The following is a 20,508-nucleotide window of genomic DNA, read 5'->3' as shown; positions in this document are numbered from 1 at the left end:
ATGAGCAAGCTTTTTGAACCTAAACTTTTTACTCTAATAAAATCAGGGATAAGCAAAGAACAACTTCTCTCAGACATCTTTGCCGGCATTGTTGTAGGCATTGTTGCTCTTCCTCTATCAATTGCATTTGCAGTAGCCTCGGGTGTATCCCCTGAAAAAGGTCTCATTACCGCAATAGTAGCAGGCTTTATAATCTCTCTTCTTGGCGGAAGCAGAGTCCAAGTCGGCGGTCCTACCGGAGCATTTATCGTAATAATCTACGCAATTGTACAAGAGTATGGGGTTGACGGGCTGATTATCTCTACCATGATGGCAGGATTTTTTCTGATAGTTTTTGGGCTTTTACGATTAGGAAATCTCTTAAAATATTTTCCTCATCCGCTTATTGTCGGTTTTACAAGTGGAATCGCCGTTATTATCTTCTCCTCGCAGATTAAAGATGCACTTGGGTTAAATGTTGAACAACTACCCTCTGAGTTTTTTCAAAAATGGGTATATTATTTCTCTCACGTAAATGAAGCCAATCTCTACGCAGTAATGCTTACTATCGCAACAATTTTAATAACAATATACTCAAAAAAGATAACAACTAAAATTCCCGGCTCTTTTGTTGCGATAATTTTTATCACGATTATTGTCCAAACTCTAAATATTCCCGTCTCTACAATTGAGTCGTTTTTTGGCGAAATCCCAAACAGTTTTAGTTTTTCTATTCCTGATATTGATTTTACTACTCTTCATATTTATATTGCTCCGGCTCTGACTATTGCACTTCTTGGCGGATTAGAGTCTCTTCTCTCTGCTGTTGTAGCCGATGGTATGATAAGTAGTAGCCACCGCTCAAATACGGAGCTTATAGCACAAGGCGTGGCAAATATACTCACTCCTCTCTTTGGCGGCATTGCAGCAACCGGAGCAATAGCTAGAACTGCAACAAATATAAAAAACGGTGGACGAACTCCAATAGCAGGCATCGTGCATGCTTTAACTCTGCTTTTGATTATGCTTATATTTGCAAACTATGCAAAACTTATCCCCATGGCATCTCTTGCCGGTATTTTAATTGTTGTAGCTTACAACATGAGCGAATGGCGCTCTTTTGTCTCAATCTTAAAAGGCTCTCCTTTTGACATTATAGTTCTCTTAAATACCTTTTTGCTTACAATATTTGTTGATTTAACTATAGCAATACAGATTGGTGTTGTTTTATCCTCACTTCTATTTATGAAAAGAATGGCAGATATCGGCATAGAAACGCCGACTATGGTTGATAGCGATTTAATTGAGGATTACTCTGATTTGCCTAAAGAGGTCTCTATATATGAGATTAGCGGTCCACTCTTTTTTGCCTCTGCTAAACAGTACTCCGGAATGATAAAGGAGCTAGGGCTTAAGAGCAAAATATTGATTATTCGTATGCGTCATGTTCCTTTTGCGGACTCTACGGCCCTAAATGATCTTGAGCAGATGATAAAAATACTTCAAAAATCAGATGTTAAACTACTTCTATCAGGCGTAAACAGCTCCGTGCTTAAAGATTTAAAAAGACATGGAATAATCTCTTTAATAGGGAGCAAAAATATACTTGACTCATTTGATGAAGCAGTACAATATGCAAAAGATACCCTTACTCAGATACAAAAACCTAAAGCAGATCAGCTTTAGGCTCTCCGAAATAGTATCCTTGTGAGTAGTCAATTCCCAACTCCTCTATTTTTTCTTGAACCTCTTTGCTATGGACAAACTCTGCTATTATTTTAATATTGCTCTTTTTACAAAGCAGAACTACAGCCTCTACAATAATCAAACTCTTTTTATCATTCAAAATATTCTTCACAAAAGAGCCGTCAATCTTGAGATAATCAGGTGAAAATTCCAAAAGTCTTGAGAAGTTTGAGCTTTGAGCACCAAAATCATCAATAGAGATTTTAAACCCGTGATATCTAAGGGAGTTTAACTGCTCTAAAATTTCAGGTGTGTTAATTGTACTAATATCCTCAAGCATCTCTAGCGATACTTTTGAGGGTCTAATAGAATATTTTTTAACACATTTTAAAAGGTGCTCCTCTAGGTAATCTAGATACAAATCCGTACTAGTAATGTTAATTGAAAACTCATACTCGCTATCGCTAAATTTTTTAAAACTCTGCTCAATTACAGTTTTTGTAACTAAAGAGAGAGTGCCTGTTAATCTGGATGCTTCCATAAATCTTATCGGCGGTGTTAAAATTCCATTTTCACATATTCTGATTAAGCACTCATACTTTGTAATTTTCTTTGTTTTGTTATCAACAATAGGCTGATAATATGTTATGAGCCTCTCCTCCTCAAACGCCTCTTTTATCTTTTGAATCCAATATACATTCTCATGCTGTTTTTTTATAAAACTTGAGTTGGGGTCATAAATTTTATATGAAGATCTTTTGTGTTCTCGCAGCTCTTTTACTGCAGTTCTTGCGTGATTTAGTATATCGCTCCCTTTGCCTATAGATATACCTATGCTAACAGATACTCTAATCTCCAGCTCATCTGAGACTACTATCTCTGTTTGATCAAAAAAAGAGATAATAGAACTTGCAAGTTCAGAGAGTTTTTTTGAACTCATAACCTCTGTACATACAACTATAAACTCATCTGAATTGAGTCTAAAGAGTTTAGATGAAAACGGTTTGCAAATATCTATCAATCTTGCCATCTCAACTAGTACTGTATCGCCGACTTCAAATCCGTAGGCGCTATTTATATTGCTGAAATTATCCACATCTATTAAGCAGATATTTGCATGTTGTAAATCTTGCAGATACTCAATTAAAGCAAATCTACTAGGAAGCTTAGTAAGTGAGTCATAATATATATCCTGCATGCTAGTTACCCTTTATAGTTATAAAACTTTGCGGTAACTTGTTTCTATATTTAGGCATTCCCGTGCCTATTGTTGCATTTATATATGTTGGGTCAGCAATAACAAACTCTTTTGAGCCGCTTTTTACTTTCTCCCCATCAAGTGGAATATAGAGTGCGGTTGCCATATGATCTTCATATTTTACACCAAGCACACTTACTCCAAAGAGCTCTTTTATGAGGTATGAAAATAGTATGGCTCTATCTTCACAATCTGATTTCTCAAAGTAGAGAGTCTCTTGTGCAAACATAACTTTTTCTCTGCCAAACTGTTTGCTATCAAGCTCATATTTAAATGCTTTTTGAACAAAACTAAGTACAAAATTCATAGCCTCGCTTGCTTTTTTTCCATCAATATGTTTTTTGATAGCTGCTGCTAAATCTTTGTAAGTTTGCCTCTGAATAGGCGCATTAAAAAATGTCTCATAATCTGCTTGAGGATAAGAAGCCATGAAGTCTATAAGGTTTTTATTGTAGGTTATAGGAATTTCATACTTTTTCTCAAAGTTATAAAAAGTCAATACTTTGCTCTGCAGATTATCCTCTAGCAGAGGAAGTGCCTCCAAGGATAAATCAAGAGGTTTTGTAGAACCCGGATAGTCATGATTAAATGAAAAAACTCTCTCAGGTTCTCTCTTTGCATAATCTGAAATAAGGTAGTACCTCTTCTTGCCAAAACTATAGCTTGGCGTAGAGTATATTGTTTTATCAGAGTAGTGCATAAGCACTACATGCCTCTTTCTTAAACCGATTCTAACAGCATAATCGAGCTTGTTTAACAAAAACCAACTAAGAAGTTTTGAGTTGTCAATATTTTCATATACATTATCTGAAATTTTTGAAACTAAAAGATAGATACCCCAATCATTTAAATTCATCGCTTTGGATACTTTATTGATCTCTAAAAGAAGCTGCTCATAATCACTCAAAGCTGCAGAGTCAAAAAAGTTTGCTATTCCGCTCTGGTTTGTCGGATAAAAATTTGCTTCTTTAATCCCCTTTGGAATGCTAAATCCAACATGTGAGCCGAAAAAGTCAAATGAAATATCACCCACTTTGCCTTCCGGCACGACTAAAGGCTCCTCTTTAGTCGGCTCATCATCTTTAATCTTTATATTTATTTTTGGACCTACGGGAGTTACTACTTTAGGTGTAGCCGGTTCAATCTCCACCGGTTTTTGTTTTTTGTAAAATTGTTGCGGTTCTTTTGGATAGTACGCTTCCCACTCGCTCTTTAGATAGTTGCTAAACTCTCTATCTCTTTTATCTTTATACTCTTTAAAAGAGTCTATCTGGGATTTTTTAAAATCTTTAAAACTTTGTTGGGCATTAAGCGTTGAGATGCTCAATAAAACAAGTAGGCTAAAATGGCCAAGCAGCCTGAATAATTTTTGTACCCCAACCCTGTTTTGTTGCACGATCAACATCTCCCTCTGTTTTATAAAGAATTTTTGCATCACTAATTTGAGAAGACTCTATCCTATTATACTGATCAATATCGTAAGGACGTATTACGCCGCCAATTTGTATAATCTGTTTTTGATCATCAACTAAAATCTCTCTTTTGCCCGATATAAAATAGTTTCCATTTTCAAGCACTTTAACAATTCTAGCTGAAATAGTCGTATTAAAAGAAGCATCTCTAGATGCGCTTCCCTGCCCCGCATATGCACTACTTGAGCTTGTTCCAAAGCCTATATTTCCTATATCATTTAACTTTTTAGTTGCGGAACTTATAGCAGAACTTGTACCGCCATAAGTAAAAGCACTCCCTCCAAGACCCATAGTATCATCTTCACTAAGCTGTTTTGATCCACTGTTTGAACTTTGAGCATTTTCAGATATTATGACTGTTACGACATCATTTACATGCATCGCTTTATGATCCGTAAAGAGAGGATTCTCCCCCTGACCAAATATGCTGCCAATAGATGTAAAATCTTTTTTATCTTCACGTGATGGCATCTGCTCTACATACTTAGGCGGTTCAAAATCAATCTCTGGATCAGTCAAATTAGCCGTACACCCTGAAAGAAATAGTATAGCATAAATTGGCATTAGTAGTATTAAAATAGTTTTTTTCAATATCTTCTCTTTCGATTCTTATTTATTAGTTATAATTCTAGCAAGAATAGTTCCATATAAAAGGAAAAAAGTGAATTTAAGAGACAAAATAAATCAAGATGTAAAAGATGCTATGAAAACAAAGGATAGCAAAAAAAGAGATGCACTCAGACTTCTAACAAGTGCCTTTAAGCAGATAGAGGTAGATGAGCGCAAGGAGCTTAATGATGATGATGTCATAAAGATAATACAGTCTCAAGTAAAAAGAAGAGATGATTCAGCGTCTCAGTATAGAGATGCAGGACGTGATGATTTGATGCAAAAGGAGCTTGATGAGATTGAGTATTATAAAGAGTACTTGCCTGCACAGCTTAGTGATAAAGAGCTCTCTTTAGCACTAAAAGAGATAATCTCAAAGGTCGGGGCAACAACTCCTAAAGATATGGGAAAAGTAATGGGAGCAGCAAGCAAAGAGCTCTCCGGCAAAGCTGACGGAAAAAGAATTAGCGAGTGCGTAAAGGCGTTATTGTCATAAGAGAAGATGCTCTTCTCTTATCTCTATTTAACCAAACTTCAATTTTCTAAGCGCAGCCTCTTCATCATCTTGTCGCATTAAAGACTCCCCGACTAAAAAGGCATCAACACCGGCTTTACTTAAATCCTCTAGTTGTCCATGTTCATAAATTCCACTCTCAGCAACAATAATTTTACCGTTAGGTATCATAGGAATTAGTTCATAAGAGAGATTCATATCCATCTCAAATGTTTGAAGATTTCTATGGTTGATTCCGATAATATCACTTCCCGCATAGATAGCTTTTATCAAATCACTCTTATCGTGTACCTCAACAAGCGCCTCCATACCAAGATGTCTTGTATATCCTAGAAGCTCTTTTAACTCTCCCTTACTAAGTGCTGCTGCAATAAGCAAAATAAAGTCAGCCCCATGAACCATAGCTTCGAGTATCTGGTACTTTGTAACTATAAAATCTTTTCTAAGCAAAGGAATCCCCACATACCTTCTAATTTGACCCAGATAGTCTAGATTACCCTGAAAGAAGTGAGGCTCTGTCAAGATTGAAATTGCACTTGCCCCTCCCCTCTCGTAACTTTGAGCAATTGCTACAGGGTCAAAGTCTTCACGAATTACACCCTTAGATGGAGAAGCCTTTTTAACCTCGGCAATAACTCTATATGGGTCTTGCTCTGTAGCTTGCAGATAAGGGAATACATCTCTTGGAGCCCTAGCATTGAAGGCGAGTGAGCGTCCAAGCCAATCCAGCGAAAACTCCCTCTCCCTTTTTACAACATCTTCTCTTGTTTTTTTTATTATCTCGTCTAATATCATTCTACTTCTTGCCCTTTTTATTTTTTATGCACTCTCTTATCATCTCAATATGTTTGACAACCTCTTCATTGCTACTGCCGTCCATTTTTTCTACTTTTTTCATTATTTTGGCAGCTCTTTGACAGTCGCCGAGTTTATAGTATCCCCATGCAAGTGAATCAAGGTAGTAGATAGAGTTTGGTTCACCTTTGAGTGCTTCTTTTATGTACTCTATACCCTTTTTAACATCTATATCATGGTCAATGAGAAGGTACCCAAGGTAGTTTAAGTACATACCGTCTCTGTTTGTTTTTATTACCTCTTGAAGTTTTGCTATGACACTCTTATGCATAGCTTTATCACTCTTATCAACACTGCTTTCATATTCAAAAATTGCACTTTGCCCAAGATAGGTAACATCTCCGCTATCATTGTATAGCTCTGTTGCAATAGATACTGCTTTTTTATATCTTTTTGTCTGAATATATAGCTGTAGAAGAATCTCATTGTTAATTTTGTTCTCTTCTAAAAACTCAATCATTTTTTCATAATTCTTTTTATATCCATATATCTGAACTATTTTTTCACCGATATCTTTACTGGAGTCTATCTTATAGAGCCTTAGGTAAGTTGATAAAAGACCATCTACGTTGTTGTCGTTACTATAAAACCCGATGAGCTTAGAGCATATAATTTTAGAGCAGCCATGTATTCTTGAGTGTGTTTCAAGCTGTGCTATTGCTTCTTTTTTTCTCTCTAAATTCACATATAAAACAACAGCCATCTTCTCCAATATCTTCTCATTGTAGTCCTTAATATAAGCACCTTCGAGATATTTTAGAGCCGTTTCATACTGCTTGAGTTTTACATATATATCGCTTAGTAGAAGATAGTCATCTACGCTGTTTGAGGATGCAACCAATTTAATTGCAAGCTCTTTTGCCTCAATTAACTTCTCTGCTCTAACAAGTGCTATTATTTTTATTCTTACAAGCTCAAACTCTTCTATTTTATCCAAGATAATTTCATCTATCCTATTAATAGCCCGCTCATTTTGATTTGCTGCCAAATCATTTCTTAAAGAGCGGTAGAGGTACTCTTTTTTGCCTGTTTTTATATAAAGAGTGTTAAATATTTTTGATGAAGAGTTGTGATCTCTGTTCTCTTCTAGCGTAAGAGCACTCAATATATAGAAATCTTCATCCTCAAAAACCTTCTGACTACCTTTTATCTTTGGAGGCTCGACGGAGGAGCAGCCGCTGATAAGTAGTAACAATGCAATAAAGAGGGATGATTTTAAAAAATTATACATCAAAGAGAACTCCGGGACACTCTAGCTTCAACTCATCGACTCTTGTCTTAAAATAGTCCCAAAAAGGGAAAGTTCTGCACTGCTGTGGTCGTACTTCATAAATTGTACATCCGTTTGACTCCCTATCATAAAAAGCACACTCATAACTATCTGCAAACTTTCTCTCTTTTATTGAATATCTATACCCATGTTTAAAAAGATAATCTTTCATAAACTCTGCACTCTCTAAACCCAAAAAGTTGGCAATATCTTCTATCTCTATAGCACTTACATGAATATAACCACTCTCTCCGGTGCAGCACCTAGCCTGACATGCTGCACATGCAGAGGTATCAAAAGCGTAATTATATCCATCTTGTTTAATTATATTTGACATTTTATACTTTGTGTCCGTGCTTTTTTATATATATCTTGAGCCTCTTTTGAAAATTTGTCTCCATCAAAACTGATAAATGGCGGCCAAATTTTCATTAAGGACTTTGAACCGTTTCTGGCGTGTACCATAACTAAGGAGGCTACTCTATCAATTTTAGGATGTATAAAACGCGCATCCACTACTCTCATATTTACGCGCTCTAGCTCTGCGCATACCAACCCAAACTGAGAGGCATCATAACAAAAGATAAAGTGAGACCTCGGCTTTAAAAGCCTTGATACCTTTTTAAAAAACTTATTCAGTGGTAAGTTGACATTATAGCGTGCATTAAATAACATCTCATTTTCACTCTTACTCACGCCATCATGATAAAACGGAGGATTTGAGATAATGTAGTCATATTTCATCTCCTCTTCAAGCTCCAAAAAATCAGTTTTATGAATTTTATAATCTATTTTATTTACTCTTGCATTAATTGAGGCATACTCTACAAATACCTCTTGCTTCTCTACCGCTTCAAGCTCTATGTTTTTATTGTCACGCGCTACTAACAACCCTACAATACCGCATCCTGCTCCAACATCCAAAACCTTACCCGATGGTGCCAATGAACTTATAAAATCATATAAAAAAATAGAGTCACTATTGTAACAGTAGCCGCTTTGCGGCTGATAAAGAAGCATCAAAAACCTTTTAGAGTATAATTGCGTAATTATATCTTAAAGGCATTAAATGATAATTATTCCGGCTAGACTTGCTTCGAGCAGATTTCCGCAAAAAGTTTTAGCAGAGATTGGCGGAGTTCCTATGGTAGTTAGAACTGCGCAAAAAGTTGCGCACTTAGATAGAGTAGTCGTTGCGGCTGATGATGAGCTAATAATCTCTACATGTAAAGCTTACGGCGTTGAAGCAATGTTAACATCTACTACTCATAAAAGCGGAACAGATCGTATAAATGAGTGCGCAAATATATTAAACGTGGATGATAATGAGCTGATTATAAACATTCAAGCGGATGAGCCGTTTATAGAAGCAGAGGTCGTTGAAAAGCTTATTAAAAGGTTGCAGTTGTTAAAACAAAGCGGTGAGGAGTTTGTCATGGCAAGCTGCTACAACTCTATAAACAGCGAATCAGCACAAGATTCTAACTTGGTAAAGGTTGTACTAGACAACAAAGATAACGCTATCTACTTCTCACGCTCCCCTATACCTTTTAACAGAAGTGGAGATGCACAATATTTTGGTCATATAGGAATTTACGGCTTTAGCAAAAAGAGCCTAAAAGAGTTTTGTAATTTAAATGATGCCCCGATAGAAGATATTGAAAAGCTAGAGCAGCTTCGCGCAATTTATCATCAAAAAAAGATAAGTATGGTAAAAGTAGCAAGTACAGGATTTGGAATAGATACAGAGGAAGATTTAAAAAGAGCCATAGAGATATTTCTATAACTTAAGTAACGCAATAAATGCGTTACTTTTTAGACAAACTAGATATTGTCTCTAATGCCTAAATCTGACACAAGCTTAAGATAAGCATCTTTATCTTTTCTTTTAAAGTATTTCATAAGACGACGACGTTGTCCTACTAGCTTTAAAAGCCCAAGTCTTGATGAGTGATCTTGTTTAAACAGCTTTAAGTGCTCAGTTAGTTCACTGATTCTCTCTGTTAATAACGCAATTTGAACTTCACTTGAACCGGTGTCATTCTCTTTGCGACCGTATTTTGTAACAATTTCTTGTTTTTTAGCCGAATCTAAAGCCATAATAGCCTCCAAAAGGTATATTAATCTAACAGTTATACAGATCAGTGTATAAAGTTGAAGTGAAATAATATCTAATTTACTCTTTTATTTCAACTTCTTTTGATATAATTTAGAAAAATCTAATTAAAGTATATAATATGTTAATAACTCGTGCAAGTGAGTATGCAATACTCTCCCTTATAGTCTTGTCAAAAGCATCTTCTCCGGTAGATAGCGATACACTATCAAGGCAACTATCAATTCCAAAAAGTTTTTTAGCTAAAATCCTACAATCAATGGCAAAACAGGGGATTTTAAAGTCATATAAAGGTGTAAATGGAGGTTTTGCACTTCTTTTAGAACCAAAAGATATAAGCATGTTGCAGATAATGTCTTCTGTTGAAGGTAAGGCTCCGACTGTTTTTGATTGTGCGCCCTCTCTTGAGAGTTGCCCTTTAGACAAAGGCTCTTTATGCTCAATATGGCCATTTTTAAATAAACTACAAGGTAAGATTGACTCTTTTTTAGCAGAATTAACTTTAGCAGATGTTTTAGAGTAAAGATTTGGCAAAGAAACTAACCACAAGAGAGCAAATCGGCACTACCTTAAACTTTTTACTTGGTCAAAAAGATTTAAGCGTAGTCGTTTTTGTAATGGCTATACTAGCTATTATTATAGTTCCTCTGCCTTCAAGCATTCTTGATGTTTTACTTACAATCTCTATGGCACTTGCGGTACTCATACTCTTAATATCACTCTATGTTCCAAAACCTACCGATTTAACTACATTTCCTACACTTATTCTTATCTTGACTCTTTTTAGACTAGCTCTAAATATTGCAACGACTAGAATGATTTTGAGTCATGGGCATGAGGGACCTGAAGAAGTAAGTAATATCATAACAAGCTTCGGAAATTTTGTTGTAGGCGGAAACTATGTTATCGGTATAGTTGTTTTCTCTATACTAGTTCTTATAAATTTTATGGTTATTACAAAAGGTTCAACAAGGGTTGCAGAGGTTGCTGCTCGTTTTACGCTTGACTCTATGCCCGGAAAACAGATGGCGGTTGATGCCGACCTTAATGCAGGTCTTATTGATGATGCCGAGGCAAAAAAAAGAAGAGCAGATATTCTTCAAGATGCTAACTTTTACGGAGCAATGGATGGATCTAGTAAGTTTGTAAAAGGAGATGCCGTTGCCGGTATTATCATTACTCTTATAAATATTATCGGCGGATTTTTAATAGGTGTCTTTCAACATGAAATGAGTGTAAGCGATAGTGCTACGACATTTACTCTTCTTACAATCGGGGATGGTCTTGTCGGACAAATTCCTGCACTTATTGTCTCGACTGCAACAGGTATTATGATAACTCGCTCCTCCGGAGAGGGAGATAACTTTGCAGATGGAGCAATTAATCAAATAATGGGCAATGCTAAAATCATGATGATTGTAGGCTTTATTATGATTTTATTTGCTCTTGTTCCCGGTCTTCCAACTGCATCTATGGGATTTGTCGGGATTATGTTTGCACTTCTTGGCTGGTCCGTTTATAAATATGAAAAAGGCGAACTAAATATATTAGACGTTAACAACATATTAGCAAAGACAAAAGAGCAAGAGGCTAAAGATAAGATTCTGCGCCCTGCAAAAAGCAATGAAGAGATAGCAAAAGAGGAGGAGAGCGCATTAGAAGATATATTAAAAGTCGAAATGCTCGAACTCACTCTTGGCTACCAACTAATTCGCCTTGCAGATAGCGCTCAAGGCGGAGATCTTTTAGAGAGAATACGCTCAATGAGAAGAAAGATAGCTTCTGACTTTGGCTTTTTAATGCCTCAAGTTCGCATAAGAGACAACCTTCATCTGCAGCCACAGCAGTATCAGATTCTTTTAAAAGGGATTCCTGTCGGTGAAGGCACTATTATGCCCGATAAATTTTTGGCAATGGATAGCGGCATGGCAACCGGCGATATAAAAGGCGAGAAAACAAAAGAGCCTGCTTTTGGTCTTGATGCTATATGGATTGCGCCTGAATTAAAAGAGGATGCAATTATCAACGGCTATACGGTTGTAGATCCTGCTACGGTAATCTCTACTCACATGAGCGAACTTATAAAACAAAATGCAGAAGATCTCTTGACTCGCCAAGAGGTTCAGACGCTTATAAATAAAATTAAAAATGACTTTCCCGTTATTGTGGATGATGTCACAAAGGTTGCTTCTATTGGACTTATACAGAGGGTTCTTAAATCTCTTTTACATGAAAAAATCCCTCTTAAAGATATGCTTACAATACTAGAGACTATTGCCGATGTGGCTGAATTTACCAAAAATGTGGACATCATTACCGAGCAAGTTCGTGCAAAACTCTCACGAATTATTACAAAACTCTACTCCGGAGAAGATGGAACCGTAAGACTTCTTACATTTGATACGGCATCTGAGCAGTTAATGCTAGAGAAGTCACAAGAGCGTGACGGAACAAGAACTCTAATGTTAAATGTAGGGGAGATAAATGCTCTCATTCAAGCAACAAGCACTAAAGCTGCCGAGCTACTCCAAAAAGGTATATCTCCTGTTATTGTTATCGTAGACCCTCAACTACGCCGCGGAGTTGCCGAGATATTTGAGAGATTTTCTCTTGACGTTGTAACTCTATCACATGCAGAGATTGATTCAAGTGCTACATTTGAAGTTATGGGCTCAATCTCAATTAAAGAACAAGATAAATAAGAAAGAGAAAAAATGAACAATAAAATAGTCCACCACATGTCACACACAGACTTAGACGGATATAGCTGTCAACTAATTATGAAATATACACCCTATACGCTATTTAACTACAACGCAAATTATGGAGCGGAAGTGAAGCAGACGCTCGATTTAGTTTTGCAAAATATTAAAAAAAGTGACGACAAAAGTGCCACCATATTAATTACAGACCTAAATTTAAATGCTGATGAAGCAAAATGGTTAAACAGTGAAGTCACAAAGCTAAATGAGAATAAAAAAGATATAACGCTTCTTCTGCTTGATCATCACTCAACCGGTGAGGAGAGCGCAAAAAAATATGATTGGTACTTCTTAGACACCTCTAGATGCGCTACAAAAATTACTTATGATTACGTAAAAGAGCATTTTGAGTTTGATGAGCCAAAGTGGATGGAGAAGTTTGTAAATATCGTAAATGCAGTAGATTTGTGGAAAATGGAGCAGAGAGAAAATTTTGAGTACGGCAAAGTCTGCATGCGCCTTATCTCTGAGACAAGAGAGCTTAATAAAATTATGTTTGCCCAAGCCGACAACAACTATAAACTCTCTTTGCTTCTTAAGGCTGTAAAGTATATCGACGAGGAGAACGCTCATATAATCCTAGATGAGAATATCCACAAAATAAAAAAAGGTTTTTTCAAAAAAGATCAAGACGATACACTTGATAATCTTGCAACGAAGTATGTAGTTGAACTCTTAGGTCAAGCTAGAGAGGAGAAGACTATTTACTACAAAGGCTATAGAGGATATTTAAGTTACGGTGTCGGAAATACTTCTATAGTCGGAAACGGCTTTTTACTCGCATATCCTGAATATGACTTTATTGTTGATGTAAGCTATAGAGGAACACTAAGTATAAGAGCAAACAACACGGTAAATGTGGCTCTTATCTCAAAAGAGTGGACTGGCGGCGGTGGACATCCCAATGCTGCGGGAGGTCGTATTTTAGGCTTTAAAGAGCAGTACAGATATGACAAAGTAAAGACTCAGATTGAAAAAATTATAAACGAAAAAGAGTCTGTAGCCGGCGACTTAGAGTATAAAAAAGAGTGCTAATTTATTAATTGTTGGCGAAATATCTCTCGATACCGTCAGCCAGACCAAGGGCCATTGTTTTTAAATAGTTCTTGTCAACTAGACGTCTAGCCTCTGTTGGGTGGGTTATAAATCCGACCTCAACCAAAACCGATGGCATCTGCGCTCCGACTAATACCCAAAAAGGACCCTCTCTTACCCCGCCGTCTTTTACTCCACTATACTTTTTTCCAAGAGCTCCCAGCATCCCTCTTTGTAGGTCAATTGCAAGTTTATTTGATGCTACCGTATTGCGATGATTTAAAAAATTTAGATAACTATCTTTTCCATATATATTCATATCACTTATATCTGCAGAGTTCTCAAGAGCTGCAACTCGTTTTGCCTTCTCAGATCTTGAAGGAGATAAAAAATAGCACTCTACTCCATGTACTTTTTTTGCGTTTTTACCATCAATTGCATTAGCATGAATACTTATAAAAATATTGGCATTTTTTTTATTTGCAAACTTTGTTCTTTCTCTTAGCTTTATGAATTTATCTCTATCTCTTGTCATATACACTTTATAGCCGCGAGACTCTAAAATTTTCTGTAACTCTTTTGATACGTCCATAACTACTATTTTTTCTCTATACTTTCTGTAGCCAACAGCGCCTGGATCCTTGCCTCCATGCCCTGGATCTATAACGATAATCTTATCTCTATCTCTAACTTTTTTCTCAGGGATTAAAGTAGTACCTACTCTCTCTAGCTTTAGTGCTATATCTAAGATATTAGAGTCAACTCTATGTTCTACTTCTATCTCTGAAGTATGATCTACGACTAGCCTCAATGTTTGAGGATTAAACTGTGCTATTTTTATTCTATCTATATCATTGCTTTTAATGCTTTGTGCAGCAGTTAGCATGGATGTTTTTATATCAAAAACATACCTGTACCTACCTTTGCTTTTGTTGTGCAGGGTAAAGTACTCAATCTGATTTGAGCTAAGCTCTTTATTAAACTCAAGAAGCAGTCTATTATCTTTCCAGTTTATTGATTTTAGCTTATGTAAGGGTTGAACATGCATATCCTCAATGTTCTGGGTTTTTTTCATATCTTTTGATTCAGGTTTGTTGTAGCTGCTTTTTTGAGATTGTAGTTTTTGAAGTTCCTTTGAGTATTTTGAGACATCTATATGAAGCCTCTCGCCACTAGCTACTATTCCCTTTAAAGATTCGAGCTTTAATGAACTGTCGTTATCTACAAGTGAACGAAGATATAAGCTTTTATAATCATCATATGCGCGAAAAGTGTCACTCTGCGTATTACTCTTCATCATACTGTTTGCTCTCTCTAAAAGCTTAGTGCTACTTGAAGCTTCCAAAGAGACAAATAGAAAAAGAGTCAATAAAAAAAGTCTAAACATAGCACTCTTATTCACCGTTGACTAATTTTTCCATCAACTCTTTTACTGATATGATTTTGTCTAATCTATATCCGTTTGTACCTGAGAAAAAGAGCCCCGTCTCAAGATTTCCGTTGTAGGCATCGCTTAATCTGTCTGCGATGCAGTAACCGACCTCTTTTGCCTCTTCGCCGCGATTACATGGTGCAACACAGTTTGAGATACATTTAATTGCAGGTCCTTCTCTCTTCTCTACAAGCTCAGTAAGGTTTGTTCTAACACCTTGAGCAGGGTAACCTACCGGAGATGAGAATAGTTGAATATCCTCTTTTTTTGCATTTAGCAGAACCTTTTTAAAGTTTTCATGCGCATCGCACTCATGCGTTCCGATAAAGCGCGTTCCCATCTGAACACCTCTTGCGCCAAGGAGCAACATCTCTTCTATATCATTTTTATCCCAAATACCGCCTGCAGCAATTACCGGAATGTCACCCCATAAAGCAGCCTCCTCAACAACGGGTTTAATCAAATTTTCAAGCTGATTCTCCTCCATTGAGCACTGCTCATATGTAAAGCCTTGATGCCCACCGCTCTTTGGACCCTCAAGTACTACAGCATCAGGAAGTCTGTTGTATCTCTTCTGCCATCTTTTACAGATAATTTTCAGAGCTTTTGCGGATGAGACAATAGGGACAAGCGCAACATCGGGATAACCCTCCGTAAACTCAGGCATATTCGTAGGCAGACCCGCTCCCGTAATAATAATATCTATGCCGCTTTCACAAGCATCCTTTACCACTCGTCCATAATCATTAATAGCATATAAAATATTTGCCGCTAGGGGTCTATCTTTGCATATCTTTCTAGCATTTTTTATTATTGCATCAAAACCCTCTTTTGAGTAAAAACCAAGGGTGTCAAGTGGTCTGTCTGCAATCAGTTTTGAAGCATATTTTTTATTCTCATAGTAACCTGTTCCAACCGCACTGATTACACCAAGACCTCCCTCTTTTGAGACGGTTCCCGCAAGCTGATCCCAGCTTATACCAACACCCATTCCACCCTGAACTATAGGCTTTTCTATTATATACTTACCGATTTTTAATGAATTGTAGCTCATTAGATCACCTTTAATTTTGCAAATTTTCTTTTTCCGACTTGAAGCACATACTCCCCACTCTCTAATTGTAGCTGTTCGTCATTAACTTTCTCTTGATTTATTTTAACAGCACCTTGCTTAATATCTCTTCTTGCTTGAGAAGTTGAAGGTGCTAGCTTGCAATCAACAAGTGCCTTTGCTATCCATATCTTCCCATCGCAACTATACTCATCAATCTCTGATGGCAACTGGTTGTTTGAGTGTATTTTATCAAACTCATCTTTTGCTGCCCTAGCCGACTCTTTAGAGTGAAATCTGGCAGTTATCTCTAACGCCAAATCCTCTTTTACGCTTTTTGGATGCATGGAACCGTCTGCTACGCCATTTTTTAAAACTGCAATCTCATCTAATGTTTTAGTACTTAGTAGCTCATAATATCTCCACATCAACTCATCAGAGATGCTTAGTAGCTTTGCAAACATATCATTTGGCTCATCTACAACACCGATATAGTTATTTAAAGATTTACTCATCTTCTGCACGCCGTCAAGTCCCTCTAAAATAGGCATCATTAAAACCGACTGCTCTTTTCCTATCTCATAAGCACGTTGAAGATGTCTTCCCATTAAAAGGTTGAACTTTTGATCAGTTCCGCCAATCTCTATGTCGCTTTTGAGGTGTACGCTATCATAACCTTGAAGCAGAGGATATATAAATTCACTAATTGAGATAGAGACTCCACTTTTGTATCTTTTGTCAAAATCATCACGCTCAAGCATTCTTGCAACATTAAATGTTGTTGTAAGCGAGAGCATTCCAGAAGCACCGAGAAGGTTTATCCACTCGGAGTTAAAAACAACTTCAGTTTTCAAAGGATCTAATATCTTAAAAATCTGCTCTTTATAACTTCTAGCATTCTCCTCAATCTCAATAGCACTCAAAGTTTTTCTTGTAGCGCTTTTTCCACTAGGGTCACCTATCTGTGCGGTAAAATCACCGATAAGAAACTGAACTTTAGCACCATATTTTTGAAATAGCGCAAGTTTTTGCAAAAGCACCGTATGCCCAAGATGTAAATCCGGCGCAGTCGGATCAAAACCCGCTTTTACTGTATATGTTTTTCCCTCATCAAAGTACGCTTTTAATAGTTTTTCAATTCTCTCATTGTCTATTATCTCAGCAGTGCCTCTTTGTATCTCTCTTAAAGCTTCTTGTAGCATTACTCTTTTTCCCTATCTAAATTTATAAATTATTTGTAAGCATCATCTGTACGAATAAGATGTATAATTTTTATTTTTTGATCAATTTTAGCACGAAGCAAGTTAATATCAGCTTCTTTACTCTCAAAGCCTATTTCACAATACTTGGTCGTTTCACTTCTATTTTTGCCAAGCTCTATCTGGTTTATATCAATTTTTAATTTTGCCAAATGTTTTAAAAATTCTGCCAATGTTCCTACCCCGCTGTGAAGCGAAACTATCATGTTGTAGTTATATCTATTTAGCTTTTTCCATTTGACAAATAGCATAGGCTCTCTGTTTTCAAGTTTTTTTGAAGCACTTGAACACATCTTGTGGTGCACATGCGCTTTGCCTTTTTCAAAAAATGCCATTATCTCATCGCCGTTTTTTGGATGACAACAGTAGTCAAACACAATATCGCTTACATGAGAGGTGCTATACACTTCAATATCTCCAAAAGTGTAACGTTTTATCTTAAATCTATGCCTTGACAAAAATCTTTTAAAACGGCTATTTCTATTTATATCAGCAGTATATTTATTTATCACTTCGCGAAAATGCTCTATGTCTGTAGCAATTGAGTAGATTTTTTCACAACCACTATTATCAAGCCACTCTTTAACTCTAGATGCATTTAAGTTCATGGCTGTTGCGACAATGCTAACACTTGATTTAGAGTTTATATCTCTAATCCTTGCATTACACTTATATTTCATATTTGTTTTTGCTTTTGAAGTCTTAACCGCGTCTATCCAGCTACACCTAGTAACACTACTCTCTCCAACCTCTATCTTAACAATATCTCCGTTATGAAGTTCATTTATTAGAGAGGCTTTTGTCTTATTTATAAGAGCAGACTTGGCGTTATTTCCCACATGAGTATGTACTGCATATGCAAAGTCAAGTACAACTGCACCGCGAGGAAGCGTAAAAGCTTCGCCGGTAGGAGAAAATACTGAAATATCCTCACTATAGAGGTCATTTTTTATCAAATCGTAAAACTCTTCAACAGACTCATTTTGATGCTCTAGATTGTGAAGCCAGTCAAGTTTTATACTGTTGTTTCCACCACTTTTATACTTCCAGTGTGCAGCAACGCCTAGTTCTGCAGTTTTATGCATGTCGTATGTTCTAATCTGTACTTCAAAAATAGCGGTATTATAAAATACAGTCGTATGGATAGTTCTGTAGCCGTTATCTTTGGGAACTGCAATATAATCTTTAAATCTTGAACTAAGCGGCTGAAAATTGAGATGAATAAGTCCCAGAATCTTGTAACATTTAACGGCATCTTCTGTTAATATTCTAATTGCCAAGAGGTCTAGGACCTCCTCTATCCCGACTCCCTTTCTCTGCATTTTAAGGTAGATGGAGTATTTGTGTTTAACACGTGAGAGTATCTCAAAATCATCTTCGCAAAAACCGTTTTGAACTAAAACTTTGTTTATCGACTCTTTAAACTCATCAAGCTTCATCTCTATTGCATGATAGTTAGTCTCAAGGTAGCTGTCAATATGGCGCCTCTCTTCTTTAAAAAGGTACAAAAAGCTTAAATCTTCTAATAAATTTTTCAAAAAAGAGATACCAAGACGGTGTGCAATAGGTGAATAAACGACTAATGTCTCCTCTGCTATCCTCTTTTGCTTTTGAGCAGGAAGTGCATCTAGGGTAAGCATATTGTGAAATCTATCACAAAGCTTTACAACTAACACCCTTACATCTTTTATGCTTGCTAAGAGCATTTTTCTAAAAGAGAGAGCTGATACGACAAGGCGTTCATTGGAGCTAGAGGAGATAAGTTCAGAATCTCTGATGCTATCTATCTTTGTAAGACCCTCGACTAGATGTGCAACATCTTTGCCAAAGAGTCTCTCTATCTCATCACTACTAATATGGGTATCTTCGACAACATCATGAAGAAGTGCAGAAATCGCCATCGCTTCGTCATTTGTTATGGATGAGACTATTGCCGCTACTAAAATAGGATGAACGATATATGGTTCACCGCTTTTTCTAAACTGCCCAACATGGGCTTCTTTTGAGTACTCAAGAGCTTTGTTTAGGGCATCACTCTGAGGTATCTGAGTAAAAAGATACTCTATTGCCGAGTCAACACTATCTATCTTTTTTATTTTTTCGATATTCATTTGACTCAAGCTCAATTTGCTATTTTTTATTGTCCGTAAAACCCTTAATTACTATAAGGCCCTCAGCTATCTCCATCATAGCCAAATCTGCTACTTTTACATTTTTTGAAACGCTAAGCTTGCTTGCTGCTCCATTTAAAAGTTCGTCTGTTCTTTTTGATACCGCTATTGCTAGTTGGTAGCGATCCATGTTTGGATTATTATCTAAAATCTTTGCTGTTAACTCTTCTACTCTCATTTTATCTCCTTAAAATCATAACTATTTTACTATTGAACAGTTTTGCATATTTCCGTTTTGCAAAATATCCAAAAGATTGCCTTTTTTAAACATATCGCATACCAAAATAGGAAGCGAATTATCCTTTGCCAATGCGATAGAGGTATCGTCCATTACTTTGATGTTATCTGAAAGTGCTTGCTCATAAGAGAGTTCAGGCAGCTTGAGTGCATCACTGAACTTATTTGGGTCTTTATCATAAACACCGTCAACCTTTGTAGCTTTTATAATAACTTCTGCACCTATCTCAACGGCTCTTAGTGTTGCTGCCGTATCTGTCGTAAAAAATGGATTTCCCGTTCCGGCTGCAAATATTACGACACGACCCTTCGTCAAATGACGAACTGCACGGCGATTTATATACGCCTCTGCAATCTGCTCCATCTTAATAGCAGTCTGCATGCGGACTTCCAAGCCTGCATGTTCACAAGCTTCTTGCATTGCTATTCCGTTAATTACAGTAGCTAACATTCCCATATAGTCACCCGAGGTTCTTTTAATGATTCCGTCTTGAGCAGCGGTAACACCACGAATGATATTGCCGCCACCGATAACGATACCAACCTCGATACCAGCATCTACAAGTGACTTTATCTCTTGTGATATATAGTTTAGAATCTTCGTGTCAATTCCATGACCCGCTTCTCCAGCAAGAGCTTCACCTGAAAACTTAACCAATACCCGTTTGTTAGCCATGCACTTCCTTTAGTCTATAATTGCGCGAATTGTACTTAAAATTGGCTTTTGTTTTGCTTTGTTTTATAAATTATTCTCATTATAAATCATTATCCAGAAAAAAATATGTTAAACTAACAAAATAAA

20 protein-coding genes are annotated in these 20,508 nt (G+C 36.7%); 6 read left to right on the top strand and 14 right to left on the bottom strand.

Annotated elements, in window-relative coordinates:
- Positions 1 to 1,665, top strand: a complete 1,665-nt coding sequence (locus M0Q20_RS03315; protein WP_295058740.1) for a SulP family inorganic anion transporter — start codon at positions 1 to 3, stop codon at positions 1,663 to 1,665.
- Here the strand turns inward: M0Q20_RS03315 and M0Q20_RS03310 are convergent.
- Genes M0Q20_RS03310 through flgH form a run of 3 tightly spaced genes read right to left on the bottom strand, consistent with a single transcriptional unit; the run spans position 1,646 to position 4,959 of the window.
- Positions 1,646 to 2,863 (bottom strand): EAL domain-containing protein, encoded by a 1,218-nt coding sequence (locus M0Q20_RS03310; RefSeq protein WP_295058739.1) that lies wholly within the window; start codon positions 2,861 to 2,863, stop codon positions 1,646 to 1,648. The two genes, M0Q20_RS03315 and M0Q20_RS03310, sit on opposite strands and share 20 nt — an antisense overlap.
- 1 nt (position 2,864) lies before the next feature.
- Positions 2,865 to 4,328: a hypothetical protein gene (locus M0Q20_RS03305; RefSeq protein WP_295058738.1), complete on the bottom strand. Its 1,464-nt coding sequence runs from the start codon at positions 4,326 to 4,328 to the stop codon at positions 2,865 to 2,867.
- The gene (flgH, locus tag M0Q20_RS03300; RefSeq protein ID WP_295058763.1) at positions 4,264 to 4,959 is read right to left on the bottom strand and encodes a flagellar basal body L-ring protein FlgH; all 696 of its coding nucleotides are present in this window, start codon (positions 4,957 to 4,959) and stop codon (positions 4,264 to 4,266) included. The genes M0Q20_RS03305 and flgH overlap by 65 nt, the downstream gene beginning before the upstream one ends.
- A 97-nt stretch (positions 4,960 to 5,056) precedes the next feature.
- On the opposite strand from flgH, the gene M0Q20_RS03295 reads away from it, so the two are divergent.
- A complete protein-coding gene (locus M0Q20_RS03295; protein WP_295058737.1) occupies positions 5,057 to 5,500 on the top strand; it encodes a GatB/YqeY domain-containing protein in 444 nt (147 codons plus the stop codon).
- Positions 5,501 to 5,527: 27 nt separating this feature from the next.
- Here the strand turns inward: M0Q20_RS03295 and trpC are convergent, their stop codons facing one another.
- Genes trpC through M0Q20_RS03275 form a run of 4 tightly spaced genes read right to left on the bottom strand, consistent with a single transcriptional unit; the run spans position 5,528 to position 8,663 of the window.
- A complete protein-coding gene (gene trpC, locus M0Q20_RS03290) occupies positions 5,528 to 6,313 on the bottom strand; it encodes an indole-3-glycerol phosphate synthase TrpC (protein ID WP_295058736.1) in 786 nt (261 codons plus the stop codon).
- Between the two features lies 1 nt (position 6,314).
- Positions 6,315 to 7,604, bottom strand: a complete 1,290-nt coding sequence (locus M0Q20_RS03285; protein ID WP_295058735.1) for a hypothetical protein — start codon at positions 7,602 to 7,604, stop codon at positions 6,315 to 6,317.
- The gene (locus M0Q20_RS03280) at positions 7,597 to 7,980 is read right to left on the bottom strand and encodes a YkgJ family cysteine cluster protein (RefSeq protein WP_295058734.1); all 384 of its coding nucleotides are present in this window, start codon (positions 7,978 to 7,980) and stop codon (positions 7,597 to 7,599) included. The genes M0Q20_RS03285 and M0Q20_RS03280 overlap by 8 nt, the downstream gene beginning before the upstream one ends.
- Complete coding sequence (locus tag M0Q20_RS03275; RefSeq protein WP_295058733.1) at positions 7,968 to 8,663, bottom strand: methyltransferase; 696 nt, start codon at positions 8,661 to 8,663, stop codon at positions 7,968 to 7,970. Before M0Q20_RS03275 ends, M0Q20_RS03280 begins: the two co-directional genes overlap by 13 nt.
- 49 nt (positions 8,664 to 8,712) lie before the next feature.
- On the opposite strand from M0Q20_RS03275, the gene kdsB reads away from it, so the two are divergent.
- Entirely contained in the window at positions 8,713 to 9,429 is a 717-nt protein-coding gene (gene kdsB, locus M0Q20_RS03270) for a 3-deoxy-manno-octulosonate cytidylyltransferase (protein ID WP_295058732.1), read from the top strand.
- 38 nt (positions 9,430 to 9,467) lie between these two features.
- Here kdsB and rpsO read toward each other — a convergent pair whose 3' ends face one another.
- On the bottom strand, positions 9,468 to 9,743 hold the full coding sequence (gene rpsO, locus M0Q20_RS03265) for a 30S ribosomal protein S15 (RefSeq protein ID WP_295058731.1): 276 nt from the start codon (positions 9,741 to 9,743) through the stop codon (positions 9,468 to 9,470).
- Positions 9,744 to 9,880: 137 nt separating this feature from the next.
- On the opposite strand from rpsO, the gene M0Q20_RS03260 reads away from it, so the two are divergent.
- The 3 genes from M0Q20_RS03260 to M0Q20_RS03250 are packed head-to-tail and all read left to right on the top strand — an operon-like array spanning position 9,881 to position 13,556.
- Positions 9,881 to 10,282, top strand: a complete 402-nt coding sequence (locus M0Q20_RS03260; protein ID WP_295058730.1) for an Rrf2 family transcriptional regulator — start codon at positions 9,881 to 9,883, stop codon at positions 10,280 to 10,282.
- Between the two features lie 4 nt (positions 10,283 to 10,286).
- Positions 10,287 to 12,461 (top strand): flagellar biosynthesis protein FlhA, encoded by a 2,175-nt coding sequence (flhA, locus tag M0Q20_RS03255; protein WP_295058729.1) that lies wholly within the window; start codon positions 10,287 to 10,289, stop codon positions 12,459 to 12,461.
- 12 nt (positions 12,462 to 12,473) lie between these two features.
- On the top strand, positions 12,474 to 13,556 hold the full coding sequence (locus M0Q20_RS03250; protein ID WP_295058728.1) for a phosphoesterase: 1,083 nt from the start codon (positions 12,474 to 12,476) through the stop codon (positions 13,554 to 13,556).
- Positions 13,557 to 13,560: 4 nt separating this feature from the next.
- Here the strand turns inward: M0Q20_RS03250 and M0Q20_RS03245 are convergent, their stop codons facing one another.
- From M0Q20_RS03245 to pyrH, 6 genes are read right to left on the bottom strand one after another with little or no spacing between them, the layout of a single operon-like run.
- Entirely contained in the window at positions 13,561 to 14,958 is a 1,398-nt protein-coding gene (locus M0Q20_RS03245; protein WP_295058727.1) for an N-acetylmuramoyl-L-alanine amidase, read from the bottom strand.
- Positions 14,951 to 16,042 (bottom strand): nitronate monooxygenase family protein, encoded by a 1,092-nt coding sequence (locus M0Q20_RS03240; protein WP_295058726.1) that lies wholly within the window; start codon positions 16,040 to 16,042, stop codon positions 14,951 to 14,953. Before M0Q20_RS03240 ends, M0Q20_RS03245 begins: the two co-directional genes overlap by 8 nt.
- Positions 16,042 to 17,241, bottom strand: coding sequence for a tyrosine--tRNA ligase (tyrS, locus tag M0Q20_RS03235; protein WP_295058725.1), 1,200 nt, complete (start codon positions 17,239 to 17,241; stop codon positions 16,042 to 16,044). Before tyrS ends, M0Q20_RS03240 begins: the two co-directional genes overlap by 1 nt.
- A gap of 29 nt (positions 17,242 to 17,270) precedes the next feature.
- Positions 17,271 to 19,409: a RelA/SpoT family protein gene (locus M0Q20_RS03230; protein ID WP_295058724.1), complete on the bottom strand. Its 2,139-nt coding sequence runs from the start codon at positions 19,407 to 19,409 to the stop codon at positions 17,271 to 17,273.
- A 19-nt stretch (positions 19,410 to 19,428) separates the two neighbouring features.
- On the bottom strand, positions 19,429 to 19,647 hold the full coding sequence (locus tag M0Q20_RS03225) for a DNA-directed RNA polymerase subunit omega (RefSeq protein ID WP_295058723.1): 219 nt from the start codon (positions 19,645 to 19,647) through the stop codon (positions 19,429 to 19,431).
- Positions 19,648 to 19,668: 21 nt separating this feature from the next.
- Positions 19,669 to 20,382 (bottom strand): UMP kinase, encoded by a 714-nt coding sequence (gene pyrH / locus M0Q20_RS03220; RefSeq protein ID WP_295058722.1) that lies wholly within the window; start codon positions 20,380 to 20,382, stop codon positions 19,669 to 19,671.
- Positions 20,383 to 20,508 lie beyond the last annotated feature (126 nt).

The organism is Sulfurimonas sp. (genome assembly GCF_023229025.1).
Lineage (GTDB): Bacteria > Campylobacterota > Campylobacteria > Campylobacterales > Sulfurimonadaceae > Sulfurimonas.
This window is presented reverse-complemented; position numbering and strand designations above follow the sequence as displayed.